Origin of the sequence: Methanospirillum sp., assembly GCF_035406105.1 — an archaeon.
Taxonomy (GTDB): domain Archaea; phylum Halobacteriota; class Methanomicrobia; order Methanomicrobiales; family Methanospirillaceae; genus Methanospirillum.
Map to the genome: position 1 here is coordinate 1 of NZ_DAONKG010000020.1, position 18726 is coordinate 18726.

The window sequence follows — 18726 nt, forward strand, 5'->3', positions numbered from 1 at the left end:
CGTTCCATAAGAAGCCCGGCTATCGCAGGAAGTACTTCTGGCAGGCCCACAATGGTTGGCTGGGATCGATGTGCTGTCCCAAACGCATCATTAACAAAGATGTCACCCATTCTGGCAAGATTTTTAATTAGAACTGTTTTTGCCGCATCTTCCCCTGATAACTTCAAATTCTCCTCAGCATTAAAGCGGACATTTTCCAGCATGATTACATCGCCCGTCTTTGCGCTTCGTACAGCATCTTGGGCACATGAGCCGAAGATATCATCGACAAATTTTACCTGTTTTCCCAGGAGTTCAGAAAGACGGTGAGCGTGGGATACAAGCGATGTGAAATCCTTCTTTCCCGGCCGGCTCTGATGAGTAATGATGACCGTTTTTGCCTTCTCCAACGCCTTTATCGTGTACAGGTGTTCCCGAAAGCGCTTATCATCAAGGATAAGTCCTGCCTGGGGGTCAATCGGTGAGTTAAAATCAACTCTTAAAAGGATGGTTTTTCCAGATACGTCAACATCAGATAATCCTTTAATTTTTGAATATGTGCCCATAGACTTCCCCGGTTAATGCCTGGATCGGAAAAATCACAGTTCCATTCAAGCTGGTAGTACATTAATTCCTGTCATGATCTGATTTAATCAGATCGATTGTTTTCCCATTTTTTCTTTCAGTAGGATGATGAATACTTATTTACTTCAAACCGGGTACAATAATGGAAGAATGACTGACCTGAAACTACCCATTGGTATTCAGTCTTTTGTGGAAATACGGACTGGTGGGTACGTGTATGTCGATAAAACACCTTTTCTTCATTCACTCGTCAGATCAGGAAAATATTTTTTTCTCTCACGCCCCCGCAGGTTTGGAAAAAGTCTTCTGATTGATACCTTACACTGTGCCTTTTCCGGCAAACGGGATTTGTTCTCCGGATTATTCCTGGATTCCCCGGAAGCTGCCTGGGACTGGGACAGAATACATCCAGTCCTGAAAATTGACTGGTCGCTTTCTTCTCCCCGTACTGGAGATGAGTTGAAGACCAGGATACATGAGATCCTCTCTACCTGGGCAAGGGAATGGGATTTTGAGCCTTTTGAAACGACGATAGGTGGTCGATTCTCCGCTATTATTCGCGAAATTCACAAAAAAACCGGAGAACAGGTTGTCATCCTCGTGGATGAGTATGATAAACCGATTCTCGATGTTCTTGAGGATACATCACGGGCAGCTGAGATGCGTGACATCCTGCGTGATTTTTATGCGATAATCAAACCTCTAGACTCTGATATTCGATTTGTCTTTCTTACCGGAGTATCAAAATTTGTTAAAACCGGGATTTTTTCCGGACTCAATAATCTAAAGGACATCACGCTTGACCGAAGGTATTCTTCTATATGTGGGTACACAGAAAAAAATATCCGGGATGATTTTTCCGCCTGGTTTGCAACACGTGATCAAAAACTTGTCCGTGAATGGTATAATGGGTATTCCTGGACTGGTGAGTCAGTATATAATCCCTTTGATATTCTGCTCTATTTTGATTCAGATCTTTTCAAGCCATATTGGTTTGAAACCGGTACCCCATCTTTTTTTTTAAAACTCTGGCAATCACAACCAAGGATCCCGGCGGAATATGAGGGGCTCGTTGCAGGGGATGATCTGCTTGGTTCTTTTGATCCTGACCAAATCCGGCTCGAAACCCTTCTTTTTCAGGCTGGATATCTTACGATCAAATCCTGGACCAGTAACCCGGAGGAGGGAACATGGTATATCCTTGGTTTTCCAAACCGGGAAGTAAAAGAATCATTTCATAAGAGCATTCTCAATCTTCTCAGAAAGGATGCAACACCCTTATCATTTCCAAATATCCGTAACCTTCTTAGTTCAGGGAATGTTGATGGGTTTTATCGCCAATTGAAATCTTTTCTGGCTTCTATTCCTCATGATTGGTTTAGAAAAAATCCACTTGCGCAATTTGAAGGGTACTGGGCAAGTCTGGTTTATTCATATCTTGCAAGTCTTGGATATGAGATAATTCCGGAGGATACTACAAACAAGGGTCGTATTGATCTAACGGTTATAACTCCATCATATACCTGGATCTTAGAATTTAAAGTGAAAGGGATCGACAAAACCGGAGATTTAAATCCCCTCAAGCAAATACAGAACAGGGGATATTCAGAGAAATACCTCTCTAATAAACGACAATTAATAGAAATTGGGATTGTTTTTGATCCTGAAACGAGAAATATAGATGAGTATTCGTATCACATTCCAAAAATCTCAACCTGATACTGGTCTTTTGATCTCATTTCCGTGAATATCTTCACATCCCGGGGTTTATCCGAAGGGTCAAAAGCGATACGTGTCTGGAGTCGCGTAACAACTCTGTATCCTCGGTCTGCAACTCCGTTTCCAATTTTTGTTGATTTTATCTTCGAAACCACGATTCCCATAATAATGTACCTTTAAGGGTGATATCCGGGTTTTCGAATAGGAAATGTGGCTGCCTTCACACCAATTGAACCTTTAATCTCATCCAGCGTAAATCCCCCATGGTGGAGACCATACTCCTTTCACCAGAATTTCAGGGATACCCGATTCGCTGGATATTCATCTGGTCAAAGTGCGTATCCCCTGATAATACCGAAAGTCCGGGGACCTATGCAGTCGCTTTAATATATGCATCAACCAACGAGATACCAGGTTTTTTAATCATCCCTGCCACAAGGGAAATGTTTTCATCCATTGGGAGAGTTTTCATTCTGGAATTTATTATCTGTCCAATTCTCTGTTCTGCGATAGTATGCCCCTCTTGTTGAATGTACACATACATCATCTCTGTGAGTACAACCGCTGGAATAAAACCTGAACATTCGTTATCATCAACGGCTCTCACATAGTCTCTCACAATTTCCCATCCAGATGTCGTTCGAACAAGGTGATAAAGGCATGTGTGTCGAAAAGCAGATCCGGCATTAAATGCCCCCTTCTTCCTCTCTCATCTCCTGAAGTTTCTGCAATAATCCTTTCCCTTCATCGATCCCGGAGAGGTCAGAGAGACGGACAAGAGGTCTGATATGTATGCCATCTGCATCATCCGTGAGTATAATCGTTGACCCTCCTTCGAGATTCCATTTCTTTCGGAATGATGCAGGTATGACGATCTGTCCTTTATTTGATATTTTTACAAGTGTCATACAGTTCATGATTTATCCTACGAATTGATGATAATCATTACCTATGGATGCAAGAAAGCATTCTGAACCGGAACGGCTAAAAATGGATAAAAGATATCGAAATCGAGTCCAAATATTGCCTAATTAAGAAAGAGTTTATATTAATTAATGGACAATGAGCAAAAATCGTTGATAAAAGATGTAAAAAAATTATGTGGAAGATCTGGCTTTGATCTTTTTGAGCCTGAATAATTCTTCACGTTCCATCTCATCAAGCCGCATCTTGATAAAGTCACGAGCTTCGGAAAGTTCAGGAATAACCTTAAACTCCAGAGCATTGACCCGTCGCTTGGTGGATTCAATCTCATCAAGCAGACGTTTCATCGTGGTCTCTATCTCTGCACTTTTAATGATAGCCTCGACCAGCTCTTCAAAGGCGGCTGCGGTATCATCAATAACAGGGGTTGTACCGATCACTCCGTACCCCCGGTCTGCAATCCCTTTTCTGACCTGTGTCGATGCAATCTCCGGAACCACGACACCCATGATGTTTTTACTCTTGAGGGTGATATCCGGATTTTCCCGGACCGAAAATGCTGCTGCCTTCACACCAATTGATCCTTCAATAGTGTTGGCGATAGCCATCATCTCCTGTGCACGGGCATATTTCTCAAGCAGAGCACCTCTGGAGTCCTTTGCCTCCTCAAGCACTTTGAAGAACTCCATAATGAGTCCATCACGTTTCATTTTGAGGATCTTGTAGCCGTTCTGGGAGAGTTTGATCTTCTTTTTAATATTGATCAGCTCAGACCGGGTCGGCTTGACATCTTTCAGTGCCATGGAGGCTCACTCTGCCTTCTTGCGGTATTTTGGATGATACTTCTGGATAAGTTCACGGTCAATACGAACCAGCTGCTCTTCCGGTATGTCTGCAAGGAGTTCCCATCCAAGGTCAAGCGATTCCTCAATAGTCCGGTCCTCATCCTTGCCCTGACGGACAAAGCGGTTCTCAAACTTCTCAGCAAACTCGAGGAACCGTCGGTCACGGTCTGATAATGCATCTTTCCCGACGATTGCCACCAGTCCACGAAGGTCAACACCTTCTGCATACCCTGCATAGAGCTGATCAGAAACCTTTTTGTGGTCTTCACGGGTGAAACCCTTTCCGATACCAAGGTTCATCAGACGGGACAGTGACGGCAGGACGTTAATCGGTGGGTAAATACCCTTCCGGTGCAGTTCACGGTTGACCACAATCTGGCCTTCGGTAATGTAACCGGACAGGTCAGGGATCGGGTGAGTGATATCGTCACCAGGCATGGTCAGGATAGACAGCTGGGTAACTGACCCTTTTTTACCCTTGATAATACCTGCACGTTCGTACAGGGATGCAAGGTCAGTGTACATATATCCCGGATATCCACGACGACCTGGAACCTCTTCACGAGCTGCACCAATCTGACGGAGTGCTTCACAGTAGTTGGTCATATCGGTCAGGATAACCAGCACGTGATAGTCAAGCTCAAATGCCAGGTACTCGGCGGTGGTCAGGGCAAGCCGGGGGGTAATGATACGCTCGACAGCCGGATCATCTGCAAGGTTTAAGAACACCACAGCATGTTCAAGAGCTCCTGTTCTCTCGAACTCAGCCATGAACTGATTCTCTTCTTCCTTGGTGATACCCATGGCTGCGAAAACGACGGCGAACTGTTCATCAGATCCTGGAACCTTTGCCTGACGGGCGATCTGCAGGGCAATCTCGTTATGTGGCAGACCTGAACCAGAGAAGATTGGCAGTTTCTGTCCACGGACAAGGGTATTTGTCAGGTCGATAGTTGAGATACCGGTCTGGATAAACTGACGTGGTGAACCACGTGCCCAGGGGTTGATAGCCGCACCGGTGATCTCAAGACGTTTCTCCGGAACAATGTCCGGACCGCCGTCCTTTGGCTTTCCTGCACCCGAGAGGATACGGCCGAGCATATCCCTGCCGACGGGCATCTTGATGGTCTCGCCGGTAAACCGGACACCAGTGTCCTTTCCGATACCGGTGGTTGTCTCGAACACCTGAACGACGACGATATCGTCAGAGGTATCAAGGACCTGACCACGTTTTTCTGATCCATCGGCAAGGACAAGGGTGACGAGTTCCTGGTATCCCACCGGTTCAGTCTTCTCCACAAATACCAGAGGACCTGCCACCTGTGAGATAGTTCTGTACTCCTTCATCTAAGCCGCCTCCCGGAGTTTGGTAAACTCGGATTCCATAGCCTTGACAATACGCTCAATTTCTGGCTTGTATTCCTTGACATATTTGATCTGTGGGAGATCATTCTTAGCCTTCAGACCGGTGATATGAGAGGTGATGACGCCTGCCTTCAGCGCTGCATATGCCTGGTCAGAATAGAATCTAATTGCCTTGAGGATGTCAAACTGCTTGGTCATGTCACAATAGGTATCAACCGGGTCAAATGCATTCTGCTGCAGGAAAATCTCACGAAGCATACGGGCAACTTCGATAGTAACCTGTTCCTCATCAGGTAGTGCATCTGAACCGACGAGCTGCACGATTTCCTGCAGTTCGGCTTCTTTCTGGAGAACTTCCATTGCCCAGGTACGGAGCGGGTTCCACTCCGGAGAGACATGCTCGTCATAGTACTGGCTTAAAGTGTCCAGGTACAGTGAGTATGAGTTCAGCCAATTGATAGCCGGAAAGTGACGCCGCTGTGAAAGTTTTGCATCCAGGGCCCAGAAACACTTGACGATACGCAGGGTGTTCTGGGTAACCGGCTCTGAGAAATCTCCACCAGGAGGTGAAACCGCACCGATAACCGTGACTGACCCAAAGTCTTTGTTCAGAGTCCTGACCCTTCCTGCACGTTCGTAAAATTCAGACAGACGGGCTGCAAGATATGCCGGATATCCTTCCTCACCAGGCATCTCTTCAAGACGGGATGAGATTTCACGCATGGCTTCTGCCCACCGGGAGGTAGAATCAGCCATCAGGGAAACGTCGTATCCCATGTCACGGAAGTATTCTGCGATGGTAATACCGGTGTACACAGATGCTTCACGGGCAGCCACCGGCATATTTGAGGTGTTCGCAATAAGGACGGTACGTTCCATGAGCGGACGCCCGGTCTTTGGGTCTTCGAGTTCGGGGAATTCGGTCAGGACTTCTGTCATCTCGTTTCCACGCTCTCCACACCCGATATACACGACGATCTCGGCGTCAGACCACTTTGCAAGTGCCTGCTGGGTAACCGTCTTACCGGATCCGAATGGTCCGGGAATTGCTGCTGTTCCACCCTTTGCAACCGGGAACAGACCGTCAAGAATACGCTGACCGGTGATAAGTGGAATATCCGGATTCAGTTTTTCTGTAACCGGACGTGGCAGACGAACCGGCCACTTGTGCATCATGGCTATCTCTGCCCCGTTATCAAGGGTACATACGATCTCGTCGATGGTAAAAGATCCACTCTTGATCTCTTTGATCGTACCTGCATCACAGTAGGGAGGGATCATAACCTTATGGACGATATTGGTCTCCTGAACCTCTCCGATTATCGTGCCCGGAGTAACCTTATCGCCTGCCTTTCTGACCGGCTTAAACTCCCATTTCTTCTCATGGGAAAGACCGGGAGCAGACACCCCACGTTCGATGAAATTACCCATCTTCTCAACCAGTACTTCGAGCGGGCGCTGAATACCATCGTAAATACTGGTCAGAAGTCCTGGTCCCAGCTCAACAGAGAGCGAGAGACCGGTGTTCTCTACCGGTTCACCCGGTTTGATGCCTGAGGTATCCTCATAGACCTGGATGATGATATCCTCACCCTTGATCTTGATGACCTCACCCATCAGCTGCTCATCCCCGACTTTTACCACATCATACATGTGTGCGTCGAGATTGACTGCAGTGACGACAGGTCCTGCAATTCTCTTTAAAACCCCTTTGGTTCGTTTTATTTCCACAGATCAACACCCACTGATCGTTTAATTCTCTCACGCATCGACAGGCCGCCTTCCTCTTCACCGAGTGTGATTACCGTTGGGTGAACTGAGTTTTCGAGGGTAGTGCGGAGTCGTACTGGAATCTTTGCCATATCACTGCTGTTGAGAACAAGGATGCCTATCTTGCCATCATCAAGCACCTTGTGAACATACTCAACAACTTTTTCATCAGATTCTGCCGCGTATGTTTTTGTAATGCCGGCAAGCCTGAACCCGAGGATAAATTCGCTATTTCCGATAACCGCGATCTCCATTTATATCACCAGATATTTTGCAATGGTATCTCCGGCCAGTCGGGATTCCTTTCCACGGGCGATAGCTCTCAGGTTAAAAACCTCGTACTTCTTCTTCTCAAGATATACGAGTATGGGATGAATTGAGAACGGGTTAATCTTGGAGAGTTGCTCCATATGGTCAAGCTGGGTCTTGGTAAGTTCAGCGTCAACCTCCTGCTCTGATTTTTCTGTTCTCATATCTTCCAGTGCAACCTGTATTGCCTTTGCCTTAATCCGTGCGAGCAGGGCATCAATGACCTCGTTCCTGGTGGTCATCTGATTCATCTGCTGCAATTCTTCAGGAGTAAATGTGGCCCCGGGTATGAAAAATTCCCGAGCGTCTTCTTCATATCCGTCGCCTCTCATCCTGAATAACGTCTTAATGTTCTTGACATCAATCTCCAGCTGAACAAATTTCAGAAACTGGTTTCCGCCCTTTACCCCTCTCCTGGCAATCTTGAGAAGGTCTGCATATAATCTCTTGTAGAGTTCGTTTTCAAGTCTGGCAAATGAACCAACTGCACATCCCTCAGATAGTTCTGCGGAAAGAGTCGGATACATCTTCCAGTTCTTCAGGGCATCTGCAACCCGTTCGCAGTTTTCTTCAGCCAGAACCCGGTCAAGGATGGTCCGGTCAAGACTTCCGGCAGGAATGAGTACTTCCTTGATCTTTCCTTCCTTCATACCCTGCATCTTCCCACGAAGAATCGTCAGGATATTATAGATATCCCACCGGCGAAGGTATGCCATGGTAAATTCCTTGAGGGATCCGGGGGCAAGTTCAATAACACGCTGATATTCTTTGGCAAGATTCCAGGAAAGAGCGACTTCAATCAGATCGATACCTTCAAAGGAAGTTCCGAGTTCATCAACCTCTTTCTGGTATTCTGTCTCTCCAATCAGACGAATAATCTCCGGAAGACTCATATTGAGCATCCGTTGATATTCTTCAGGGGGGAGCAGTTTGGCCTTCCTGACCCGTAACCGTGTACTGACATAGATATACGGAGCCGGGCCGCCACTGTTCTGAACCATTTCTTATACCCCTGTTATCTACGCGAAGAGACAGTCTGATGCGTCCTTTAATCCTGATTCCCAAACCTGGTTCAGGAATGTACGATAACTGTAATCGACCTGCAGTTGTCCGTCATCGCTCTCCACGATGATACCCCCGTCAATCTCGATGACAGAACCGAATGTGTATGCAGAGAATTCAGACTCATTCAGGACTTTTTTGAGGATTTTTTCGTCACGTGCTGCGCAGCTGACCCTGCCCTTTGCGATCTCCTGCTTTGCCTTTCGAAGCAGGGAAGTGATGGCCTCTTCATGGAAGGATTCAGGCATAGTAATGATCTTGTCAAGTGCCTGCTTGTATACCTGATCCATTAGGTCCTTCTGAGCATTCAGAATTTGACGCTTTACGATGAGATTTGCTGCGGCCTCTTCCTGGGAGATGATGTGGGAGTAGTTCTTCTCCACATCATCCTTGACAATCTGCTGAATTTTTTCAACTTCTTGTCGTGCAGCACTCAATATCTCATCTTTGCGTGTGATTCCGTCCTGAACGATAGCTTCCGCTTCTTTTCGCCCTTTTTCCCTGATCTCTGCGATGACTGCATCCAGTCCCATGGTCTTTTCCTCACTCACTGGAACATGAGAAGGAGTGCAACGACAAGACCAAAGATGACGATAGTCTCAGGCAGAACGGTAAAGAGGAGTGCAAGACCGAACATATCCTTGTTTTCCGCAACAGCTCCCATAGCTGCTGCTCCGATACCCATCTCACCAAGTCCGGAACCGACACCTGCAAGGCCTACTGCGAGACCTGCACCGACTGCTTTAAGTCCTGCTGCTGATGCTGCTGCTGCTGCCACTTCTACTGCTACTGATTCTGCTGCCATAATGTTTACACCAATAATTTTTGTTTTTAATCTGTTAGTTTAGTCAATTTTCGAATCATCCCAAATGGGGTGTATTTCTTTCCTCCACCACGGTAAAATTTGGTGAAGAACTCTACATAGTGAAGACGAAGGGGATGTAATCCGCCGCCAAGGATACCAAGTGCAGTATTTAGCGCATGACCAAAGAGGAAGACTACAATTCCTACAATGATCAGGATAATCCCTATCGGTGATAAGAGCTTCAGCTGGGGGCTGATGATCATATCAATTGCGATAAAGTTGGTTACCATTGCAATTGCAACGGAAGAAAGACCGACGGCAATAAGACGTGTATATGAAAGCACGTGACTGATAATCGTCGGCACTTCCATGAGGTCAAGAACATTCTCCCGGGCGATAAAGACCAGTCCGATAACAAGCATAATAGCACCTGCTATCATGGCAGGGTTTATGCCGGCTGCAAAAGCTGGTAACCGGGAAAAGTCCGGCATCATGGGTATTGCAAAATTCGACCAGATAAGAACAAGGATACCCCACATAACCAGGATCCATCCGATGTTTGCATAGATCTTCAGGGTCCGGTGATGTCCGTGATCCATTTTTGCGGCATTTCTGGCACCCCAGAGTCGTCCCAGGGTAATATGAAGAATACCGATCCAGATCGAAATGACCAGAAGTTGCGGGATATGAGATACATGTTCTGCAGATGCTTCCATTCCACGTGCAGCGGCTTCAGTTGCTGCCCCATGAGCAGATCCGCCCATATTTATGTGACGGGAAAGCCAGATTGGTTTCCAGGGAAGAGAAAAGCCAAAAATTTCTGAGAATGCTATCCCGAAAATAATACTACTGATACTACAGTTTCGAAGAACTGAAACAAGTTGGTTTCCTGCTTCACTGTCCTTGACAAATGACCGGAGGCCCATACTCATAATGAGCAGTATAACTCCATATCCGACATCTCCAAGGATAAGCCCAAACATAATCGGGAACAAAACTGCCATTAAAAGTGTCGGATCGACCTCAGTATACTTAGGCCGTGAGTACAGGTCCATAAAAAGCTGTGTCGGGTGTGCAAAGTCCGGATTGTGGTACTCAACCGGTGGCATTTCATTATAATCTTCGACTTCCAGTTCGGAGACGTAGACTTTCCCTGCACAGGCCTTATCCAGGTTTTCAAAAACCCTGGTTACTTTACTCGTCGGAACCCAGCCGGTAACCGCAAATGCATGTTCGGAGGTTGCAAACCGAAGCGGAGCTTCAGCCTGTTCCACATCTCCTGACAGGAATTCTTCTGAGGACATCAGGAAAAATTCATGTTTGTTTCGGATGGTTTCCATCTGGGTTTCAAGATCTGCGATCTCCTTCTTCAGCCCTTCAATTTTCAGCTCATATTCTTGGATTACTTGGGAAGCTGAGCCTTTTTCTGCCGGGATTTGAACTTTTTGAATCTGGAAATCAAGCAGTTCTCTCTCTGCCGTTGAAACGTCTGAGTTTTTCACCGCAAGTATGACAAAAAATCCTGACTTTAGCTGTTTCTCCCACTTTTCACAGGGAACTGACAGACTGACCGGACTTTTTACTGTACCCGCGATAAAACTGACGGTATCATAACCCTGCAGAAGTTCCAATGGCGCAGGGGCATCAATAAATGGACGAAGTGCTTCTATCCGCTGTTCATACTCCTTGACGGTAGACTCAAGTTTTGTCTTTTTGGCAAGAAGTTTCTCAACGTCTTCTGCGATTGCAGGCAGATCCTGTTCAATACGTCGCTTTAATTCGTTGATAGAAGAGCGTTCTGCATCACTTACGGTATCTTTACTAATACCAAATGCACTGGCGATTGATCGTATCTTTACAAGTGCGGCGGATTTTACATCGGCCCCGGCAAGGGGCATTCCAATCCTGAATCCTTCCCACTCTCCATCTCCCTTCTCAACATAATCGTCAATATGGAAGATGTTCATGCGATAGAGTTCAGTGATGACTGGCTCGAGTTGTTGCTTAGATGCGACGATGAGCAGTCTGCTCATTGACTCAGGTTGAAACATTGAGCTGCTCCCGGAATCGTGTTACGAGCAGGTCTACTGCTTTTGGCAGGTTTTGCCGCCCTTTGTTTTCCAGAGCCATTGCTTCAGCCTTTCCATCACTGATAATCCGCTGATACCGGTTATCAGCCTCTTTCCGTGCATCTGCAATCCGCTGTTTTTTGAACTCTTCAGCATCAGCATGAGCCTTCTGAATCATGTTATCTGCTTCAAGTTCGGCACTGGTAATAATTGTTTTGCGCTTTTCCTGTGCCTCTGAAATCATCTTTTTGTAGTCTTCTTCTGCAAGTCTGATATCCTTCAAGACCTCAATTTTCATCCAACCCTCCTCTCATTGATGGTACATTACTAAAGTGGATAGTGATCAGTATATTTGTTATTGTTTTACTCCCGAAAGTAAAACAGGTAATATTTGAGAGCATATGCTGTGGAATCCGGGTATACGCAAGACATGTTCCAACATATATTAATACGGTTCCATGATGAGATAATGATACGAATATTCGAGGGACAGAGGCATGGACATATCATCAGAGATATCTTCGATCAGGGAACAGGTAAAGAAAGGAAGATTTGATGCCAGAATTTCTCCCTCTGCCCTTACTGACGGGACCGGAGATCTCGCACGGATGATGAATGAGATCCTTGATCTCTATGAGCAGGAGATCAAAAAAATCTCCACAGATCAGATAAAAAAAACCGGAGAGTTAGAAGCTGAACTGATCTGTGCGACAGATACCATCAAGGAAATAACGAAAGGGCTACATCATCTGGCCGAGGGGGATCTCACCAGATCCATTCAGGTGCCTCAGAAATGTCTTCAGTCAGGTCTCTCCCAGTCGGTCAGAGATCTTCTCAATGCCTATAATCTGGCAAAGGGTTCAGTCGAAAAACTCCATTCCAGTATATCAGGTGCAACCAAAAAAACGGGCGATGGTGTGTTTGATACAGAGATAGATCTCTCATCTCACGCAGGAGTTTATCAATCAATCGCATCAGATGTGCAGACTCTCATCCGGTCGGTAAAAAATCCTGTAACTGAGGCTTTACGATTATGCTCGCGGTACGCGGCATATGATTTTTCTGCAAGATTTAATGATTCGGTTCCCGTAAGAGGGGAATGGGTAACTTTAAAGGACTATCTGAATACCATTGGCGACCAGGTGCATGATGCCCTTATAACAATTCATAACCAGATTATGGATTTATCTGCACATGTTGAGCGGGCGAACGCCAGTGTACAGGAAGTCGCCCGGAGTTCTCATCAGGTTGCCAGAAATTCTAACGCGGTATCTGAAAACACAGAGCAAAGCGATGCAGGGGTCAGACAGGTTCTTCGGGCGATGGAAGATCTCTCTGTCACGGTTGGCGATGTCTCCCAGAAAGCTGAATCGGTATCCCGGCTTGCACACGAAGGAACAGAGATGGCACGTGAAGGATCCGAATTTGCCAAAAAGGCAGAACAAGGGATGGGTCTTATTATTTCCAGTGCTGAAGAAGCGGATCAACTCATCGGTGACATCCAGGGTGAGATGAAAAAGATAAACGAGATTGTACGCTTGATCACCGATATTGCAAACCAGACAAACCTCCTTGCCCTGAATGCAGCGATTGAAGCAGCGCGTGCCGGTGAAATGGGGAGAGGATTTGCAGTTGTTGCTTCCGAAGTAAAAGCCCTTGCTCTTGAATCACGTCAGTCTGCAGAAAAGATTACCGATATGATAAGCAACCTTCAAAAACAGTCTCAGAAAGCAGCGGGCGCAGTAAATGGTGCAACAGTTGCAGTCCGTGATGGAAATGTTCTTCTCTCTGACACACTTGCCGTCTTTGCAAAGCTGGCTGGTGCAGTGGAAGAGATATCAATGAACATCGAGCAGGTTGCAAGTATGAATGAAGAGCAGGCCGCTGCGGTTGAAGAGATTACCAGTAGTATGCATGAAGTGTCCGCCATGTTGAAAGATACCGCAAAGGAAGCAGTTGACTCTGCACAAGCAACAAGTGAGGCATCTGCATCAGTGCAACAGGTACAGGAGATTGTGGATACGGTTGCCAAAATAGCCGAACAAATAACCACATCAATGGCACGATTTACCCTCTGATCCATCGCGCAGGTGAAATAAAACTATATACTGATTTTTTTTGTTGTTTCACGATCGGGTATTTTTTGCCAGAAAATTTGGTTTTTTTTAGGATCCTTTTATGTATCCTTCTCATATACGTACTAAAGAGGGGTTTTCCATGGGCTTGTGGGGGGCTGTATGGATTTAGCTGAATCTATTCTGAATGAACTGGTGACACTTCAGAAAAAAAACGAAGAATTACTGGGTATTATCAGAAGGCTGGAACATGAGTCGGATGTGATTATCAGGCAGTTTGAAGAAAAAATCGCTGACCTGAATAAAAGTCTGAAAAAAGCCCAGGATAGTTCTTTAAAATCTGAAAGAAAATATGAGGCACTCTGCCGTGAAAAATCCAGGGATCATGAAAATTTTGAAAGAGAGAAAAAAGAACTGGAAGATGCCTATTCCCTGAAAATATCAGATCTCGAAAACATCATAAAGCAACATCTTACATCTCTTCAGGAAAAAGATACCCAGATTAAGGCACTTGCCGATCAGATACAGGAAAACGAAAAGGCCGCATCTTTGCGGAAAGAGGAACTTGCCAAACAGATAGAAACTCTCTCCAAGCAATTTGAATCTGAAAAGATCCGGTTTGAGAGTGAAAAGGGTGCGATACGACAAGAGTATGAAACTCTCCTGAATAAAGCACGAGAGGAGGTCTTACAAAAGGAGAAAGAACTTCGAACCCTTGCCAATGATCTGAAAAACCGTATACATGAAGGAAAGAAGATACAAATTGAACGCGAGCATGAACAGAAAGATGCTGAACAGAAGATATCTGATCTCCGCCGATCCCTTGAGACTGTTCGTTCAGACTACGAACAGCTTCAAGTAGCATTCACTGAAGAGAAAGCCACATCGACAAAGATAATTCAGGATCTTACTTCTGAAATTGAACAGCTGAAAAGGGATCGCGATAATCGTGTGTCAGATCTGACGGAAAAACTTGAGAATCTTGAGAAAGATATCCGATCTCTCCGGAAACAATCAGAGCACGATGCAAAAACCATAGACGATCTCAGCAAAGAGAACCAGGATCTTGTTCGTCTGTCTGATGAATTGCAGAATGAGATCACTCAAAAAGATCTCCAGATTACGAATTTGCAAAAGAGCATAGAATCCATGAGTTCAAACATGGAATCAGCCCATTCCCGGTTCATAGAGGAATTACACGGAAAGGATCTGGAATTGTTAACGAAAGAAACCCTGATCTCTGATCTTACTCGTGATCTGAACCAGATGCAGGAGCAGTATCATGCAGAGATTCATTCACATGAAGAAGAAATCAGGGCTCTTACAGCTCATATAGATGATCTAAAAAACAGGATTGAGTCCCAGAAAGTATCATATCAAGAAGAAAACTCTCGGCTTTCCAGTCAGATTGAAGAAATATCACGTGAACTTGACGAAATGATTCGTCTCAAAGCCCAGCGGGAACAGGAGTTCAGGGATGAAATCACGTACCTCCATGAGGAACTTATCAGGAGGAAGGAAGAGTGGAAAGGAAAACTTGACGCAGGTGCACGTGAACTTGCAGAACGGGATCGCCATCTTACTCTCATCAGCGGAAATAATGAAGCCCTCCGGGCTGAACTCGAACGCGTCAGGACCCGTCTCCTCATGTTGGAAAAGACCATCCGGGAAGATAAAGAAGAACCCGTTCATGCATTATATCGACAAATTCAGAATCTGTCCGGAAAGCTTGCCGCGAAGGAATCAGAAAATTCTGTGTTAGTATCCAGGATTATCCGCCTTGACACAGAAAATACCCGGCTTGCCCAGCTGCTGACCGATCTTGGATGCCCACCTGAATCAGGTCAGGAAGGAAAAACTGAGAATAAATCGGATATCATCTCATCATCCCCGATACCAAACAGATCAGATCTCTTAACCTATCTAGCGAACCTTGATGATCCCCTCCATGCTATGGAGGCGGCAGCGGCAATACTTCGATTTGGCCCTCAGATCACTGATATACTCATACCATTACTCTATCAGGGTCCACAAACCCGGCGGGCATGGATAGCAGTATTACTCTATGAACTCAATGATCCCCGGGCGACAAAACCATTGTCAGATCTCCTTGAAACATCCGAAACCGGACTTCGTGAACTTATCTGGGATATCAGACTTCGGTTCAGGGAATGGCGCAGGTCAGGTGTCTCATCATCAGTGGCCCAGTAAAAATTGTCTTGTCTTTTTTTTCAGAACATGAAGTTAAAGGCGATAAGGGCCCCGATGATGAGGACACAACTGTGCTTTACTCCGGCCTTTATTGAGGATTCACCCATCAGTCCTGCCATGAGGCCTGAACATAATCCCTGAATCAGACATATGTGATATAACAGACGATCAATTGTTACAAGTGAGGTTGATCCCAGATTTGATAATGGTCCGGCCATAGCAAGCCCTTCTTTACTCTGTTCTGCAAGCACCGTTAGAAACTGGGTTGTAATTACTCCGATTACAAATATAAAGACAAAAAATGACAGATACACAATAGCAGTATATATAAACATCTCAGAAAACCGATCACGCCTTAAATTTTCTGACATTCGCGCATCATTTGCAGCAATCCGAAGGAGTGAGGATATTGAACTGCTCATGGTTGCTGCTCTGGTGATCAGGGTTACCGTTCGTGCAATCAGAGCAGTTCTCACCCGGTGTTCAAATCGAATGAGGGCATCTGAAAAATTCGCTCCCCATTCAATATCCCGGTGGATTCTGCTGATCTCGTATCCAAGGATACCCATATTTGCGCGGGTTATCACCGCAATAGACTGTGTAAGGGTAATACCAACTTCGTTAATTCCAGCCATCCGGTCAAGAAAATCAGGGATCATTGATTCAAGTGACCGGATCTTCTGATTCCATCTGGTATAAAAAATGGCGAAGGGAATGAGGGTAATGAGAAGGGCGATCATCAACTGATCATCAACATAATTGATCATGTCCTCAATCGTCCCGAGCGGTATGGTAAGAAAGATATAGAGTACATATGCCAGGGCAACAGGAACACTAAAGTAAAAAGATAATTCCGGGTACTGAATAAAACCCTGAACCGGATTTGCAAGCCATTTTTTCAATGGCTTTATCTTTTCGAACCGGGCAAGGGCAGAAAAGAGATGTTCTTCATTTCCGCCCTCTGAAATTCTCACATCGGAGTACTGGTTCAGCCACTTTGCCCTCACATACTTGACCACATTTTCATCTTTAATCGAGATGGTATCAATCATCAGGATAAAAATGACCGCCCCTATGGGAAGGACAGCATACCCAATCAATGAGAGTTCAAGAATTGCTGAAGATCCCATCATCCCCATAACCACAAGGATGACAATAAGAAACAGTGGGCCGGCAATAAATATTGTTACATAAATCTCAGCAACGAGCCCAAGGAACTGAAGGAATTGTTTCTGTTCGAATTTTGCCTCTTCCTGAAGGATGAACACCCGGTCATGGAGAAATTGCGTAAGGTTGCCTCCACTCTCCACCGTTGAGATAAGATCCTGCAAAAAATCCCTCAGTTTTCTGCTCGGCGTAGTCTCACCTAATTGTTTGAGGGCATTTATAATGTCATACCCGAAAAAATCCGAATCTCTGACTGCCTGTCTGAACTCTAATGACACCTCTCCGTAAATTGCAGACATTTCTGAGAGGGACCGTAAAATTGTAATAATCTCCGCCCCTCCCTTCCTCATTGCATACATATACGAGACCGCGTTCGGAAGGCCGATGGTAATTTTTGTTTCCCGTGACTTTTTTGCCAGGGATGGGTACATGGTATATCCCCAAAACCCAACAAAAAACCCGATGAGGAAAAGGATGATACCAAAGAGCACCTGAATCAGAATGATAATAGGCAGCCCTTCTGTATCTGGATTAAATGAAATATTCAAAACGTTATACAGTTCAGGCTTTAACCCAAGATTCATGGTAAACAGAGCGTACCCCGTAATAAATCCTAAAAGACCGAGAAAAATGCCGGTACCAAGACCGACCAGGACAGCCTTGTTTAAAAACTGCTCCAGAGTCAGACCTGAACGTATCCCGATCAGATCAATGTGGAGATCATGATATTTTTCCGGGTTTTTATATACCAGCCGGTTTACAATCCACGCGGGAATCATGCTACCAGTGCTGCAAGATCATCGAGATTTTCCATTACATTATCTTTATCAATATAATATGCCTGGATAACCTTGGTGAAACTGACATAGTCCCGGATATTCTGTTCTTTGATTGACTGGAGGACAAGTTTCCGTCTATCCATCTCTTCAAGCAGTTTGTCAGGACCCCATCCATGAAATGCAGCAATTTCACCAAGAACCTGCGACCGACCGGTATAACTGAAATCATCGGCAACCGGATCATATTCGAATACAGTATTAACCATGATATTGCCTGTTGCCGGATCAATACCGGCAATCTCCACAATCTCATCACACCGCCGGACCCGGTCAGGACCGATCTGGATCTGTTTCTGGATGCTCATGATATTGAGCGCCTGAAGCATGTTCCGGGGAACATTGAGGGGTTCATTTTCCAGCCGGTGAATTGCCGCGTCCACGCTCCCGGCATGCATCGTTGAGAAGGTAGTATGCCCGGTATTCATCGCCTGAAATAAGGTCTGCGCCTCATGACCTCTGACTTCACCAACGAGGATATATTCAGGACGCTGACGCATTGCGGCTTTGAGCAGCATGAACATATCAACATGTGCCCCCCCTCCCTCGGCAACGATTTCCCGTGTCACGCTGGCGATCCAGTTCTCATGAAACAGAGTAAGCTCACGTGTATCTTCAATGGAGATGACCTTTGCCATAGGAGGGATAAACAGGGATACCGCGTTAAGCGATGTCGTCTTACCTGAAGCAGTTCCGCCGATAAAAACCAGACTCATATTGTTCTCGATTGCGAGCCAGAAATAGACCAGCATCTCAATATTAAATGTGTGAAGATCGATCAGATCCACCGGAGTAAAGGGCGTCTCACGAAACTTCCTGATAGTAAACGAGGTGCCACGGGACGTAACTTCAGTTCCGAATGTCAGCTGCAGACGTGATCCATCCGGCATTGTGGCATCAATGATAGGATTGGCTGATGAGATATGTTTTCCAGATCGCTGAGCCAGGGTGATGGCTAATGAGATTAATGAATTGGTATCAAAAGAGATATTAGTTTTAATATTC

General features: G+C 45.6%; 16 protein-coding genes and 1 pseudogene. 3 read left to right on the forward strand and 14 right to left on the reverse strand.

Features of this window, described 5'->3' with window-relative positions:
• On the reverse strand, positions 1-545 hold a 545-nt coding region (gene pgk, locus PLA23_RS02095; RefSeq protein WP_324473803.1), incomplete at its 3' end, for a phosphoglycerate kinase.
• Between the two features lie 169 nt (positions 546-714).
• Here pgk and PLA23_RS02100 point away from each other — a divergent pair.
• Positions 715-2283, forward strand: a complete 1569-nt coding sequence (locus PLA23_RS02100) for a PD-(D/E)XK nuclease domain-containing ATP-binding protein (RefSeq protein WP_324328593.1) — start codon at positions 715-717, stop codon at positions 2281-2283.
• 370 nt (positions 2284-2653) lie between these two features.
• On the opposite strand, the pseudogene PLA23_RS02105 reads toward PLA23_RS02100, so the two are convergent.
• From PLA23_RS02105 to ahaH, 11 genes and pseudogenes are all read right to left on the reverse strand, one after another.
• Positions 2654-2914 (reverse strand): annotated as a pseudogene (locus PLA23_RS02105) (PIN domain-containing protein); the annotation flags it as partial.
• A 55-nt stretch (positions 2915-2969) separates the two neighbouring features.
• Positions 2970-3191 carry an AbrB/MazE/SpoVT family DNA-binding domain-containing protein gene (locus tag PLA23_RS02110; protein ID WP_324328597.1) on the reverse strand — a complete coding sequence of 74 codons (222 nt, stop codon included), beginning with the start codon at positions 3189-3191 and terminating at the stop codon, positions 2970-2972.
• Between the two features lie 189 nt (positions 3192-3380).
• A complete protein-coding gene (locus tag PLA23_RS02115; RefSeq protein ID WP_324328599.1) occupies positions 3381-4010 on the reverse strand; it encodes a V-type ATP synthase subunit D in 630 nt (209 codons plus the stop codon).
• A gap of 6 nt (positions 4011-4016) precedes the next feature.
• Positions 4017-5399, reverse strand: a complete 1383-nt coding sequence (locus tag PLA23_RS02120; RefSeq protein ID WP_324328602.1) for a V-type ATP synthase subunit B — start codon at positions 5397-5399, stop codon at positions 4017-4019.
• Positions 5400-7148, reverse strand: a complete 1749-nt coding sequence (locus PLA23_RS02125; protein WP_324473804.1) for an ATP synthase subunit A — start codon at positions 7146-7148, stop codon at positions 5400-5402.
• Positions 7139-7441 (reverse strand): V-type ATP synthase subunit F, encoded by a 303-nt coding sequence (locus tag PLA23_RS02130; RefSeq protein ID WP_011448207.1) that lies wholly within the window; start codon positions 7439-7441, stop codon positions 7139-7141. The genes PLA23_RS02125 and PLA23_RS02130 overlap by 10 nt, the downstream gene beginning before the upstream one ends.
• Positions 7442-8497 carry a V-type ATP synthase subunit C gene (locus tag PLA23_RS02135; protein ID WP_324329974.1) on the reverse strand — a complete coding sequence of 352 codons (1056 nt, stop codon included), beginning with the start codon at positions 8495-8497 and terminating at the stop codon, positions 7442-7444. It lies immediately after the preceding gene.
• Positions 8498-8515: 18 nt separating this feature from the next.
• Positions 8516-9091, reverse strand: coding sequence for a V-type ATP synthase subunit E family protein (locus tag PLA23_RS02140; protein ID WP_324473806.1), 576 nt, complete (start codon positions 9089-9091; stop codon positions 8516-8518).
• A 14-nt stretch (positions 9092-9105) separates the two neighbouring features.
• On the reverse strand, positions 9106-9363 hold the full coding sequence (locus PLA23_RS02145) for an ATP synthase subunit C-like protein (RefSeq protein ID WP_011448204.1): 258 nt from the start codon (positions 9361-9363) through the stop codon (positions 9106-9108).
• 26 nt (positions 9364-9389) lie between these two features.
• Complete coding sequence (locus tag PLA23_RS02150; protein WP_324473807.1) at positions 9390-11414, reverse strand: V-type ATP synthase subunit I; 2025 nt, start codon at positions 11412-11414, stop codon at positions 9390-9392.
• Complete coding sequence (gene ahaH / locus PLA23_RS02155; RefSeq protein WP_324329982.1) at positions 11401-11730, reverse strand: ATP synthase archaeal subunit H; 330 nt, start codon at positions 11728-11730, stop codon at positions 11401-11403. The genes PLA23_RS02150 and ahaH overlap by 14 nt, the downstream gene beginning before the upstream one ends.
• A 199-nt stretch (positions 11731-11929) precedes the next feature.
• On the opposite strand from ahaH, the gene PLA23_RS02160 reads away from it, so the two are divergent.
• Together PLA23_RS02160 and PLA23_RS02165 are read left to right on the forward strand one after the other, a co-directional pair.
• Positions 11930-13510, forward strand: a complete 1581-nt coding sequence (locus PLA23_RS02160; RefSeq protein WP_324473809.1) for a methyl-accepting chemotaxis protein — start codon at positions 11930-11932, stop codon at positions 13508-13510.
• A 159-nt stretch (positions 13511-13669) separates the two neighbouring features.
• Entirely contained in the window at positions 13670-15718 is a 2049-nt protein-coding gene (locus PLA23_RS02165) for a coiled-coil domain-containing protein (protein ID WP_324473810.1), read from the forward strand.
• A gap of 20 nt (positions 15719-15738) precedes the next feature.
• Here PLA23_RS02165 and PLA23_RS02170 read toward each other — a convergent pair whose 3' ends face one another.
• Positions 15739-17664 (reverse strand): type II secretion system F family protein, encoded by a 1926-nt coding sequence (locus PLA23_RS02170; protein ID WP_324473812.1) that lies wholly within the window; start codon positions 17662-17664, stop codon positions 15739-15741.
• The coding region (locus tag PLA23_RS02175) for a type II/IV secretion system ATPase subunit (protein WP_324473814.1) at positions 17661-18726 on the reverse strand (1066 nt) is incomplete at its 5' end. The genes PLA23_RS02170 and PLA23_RS02175, both read right to left, overlap by 4 nt.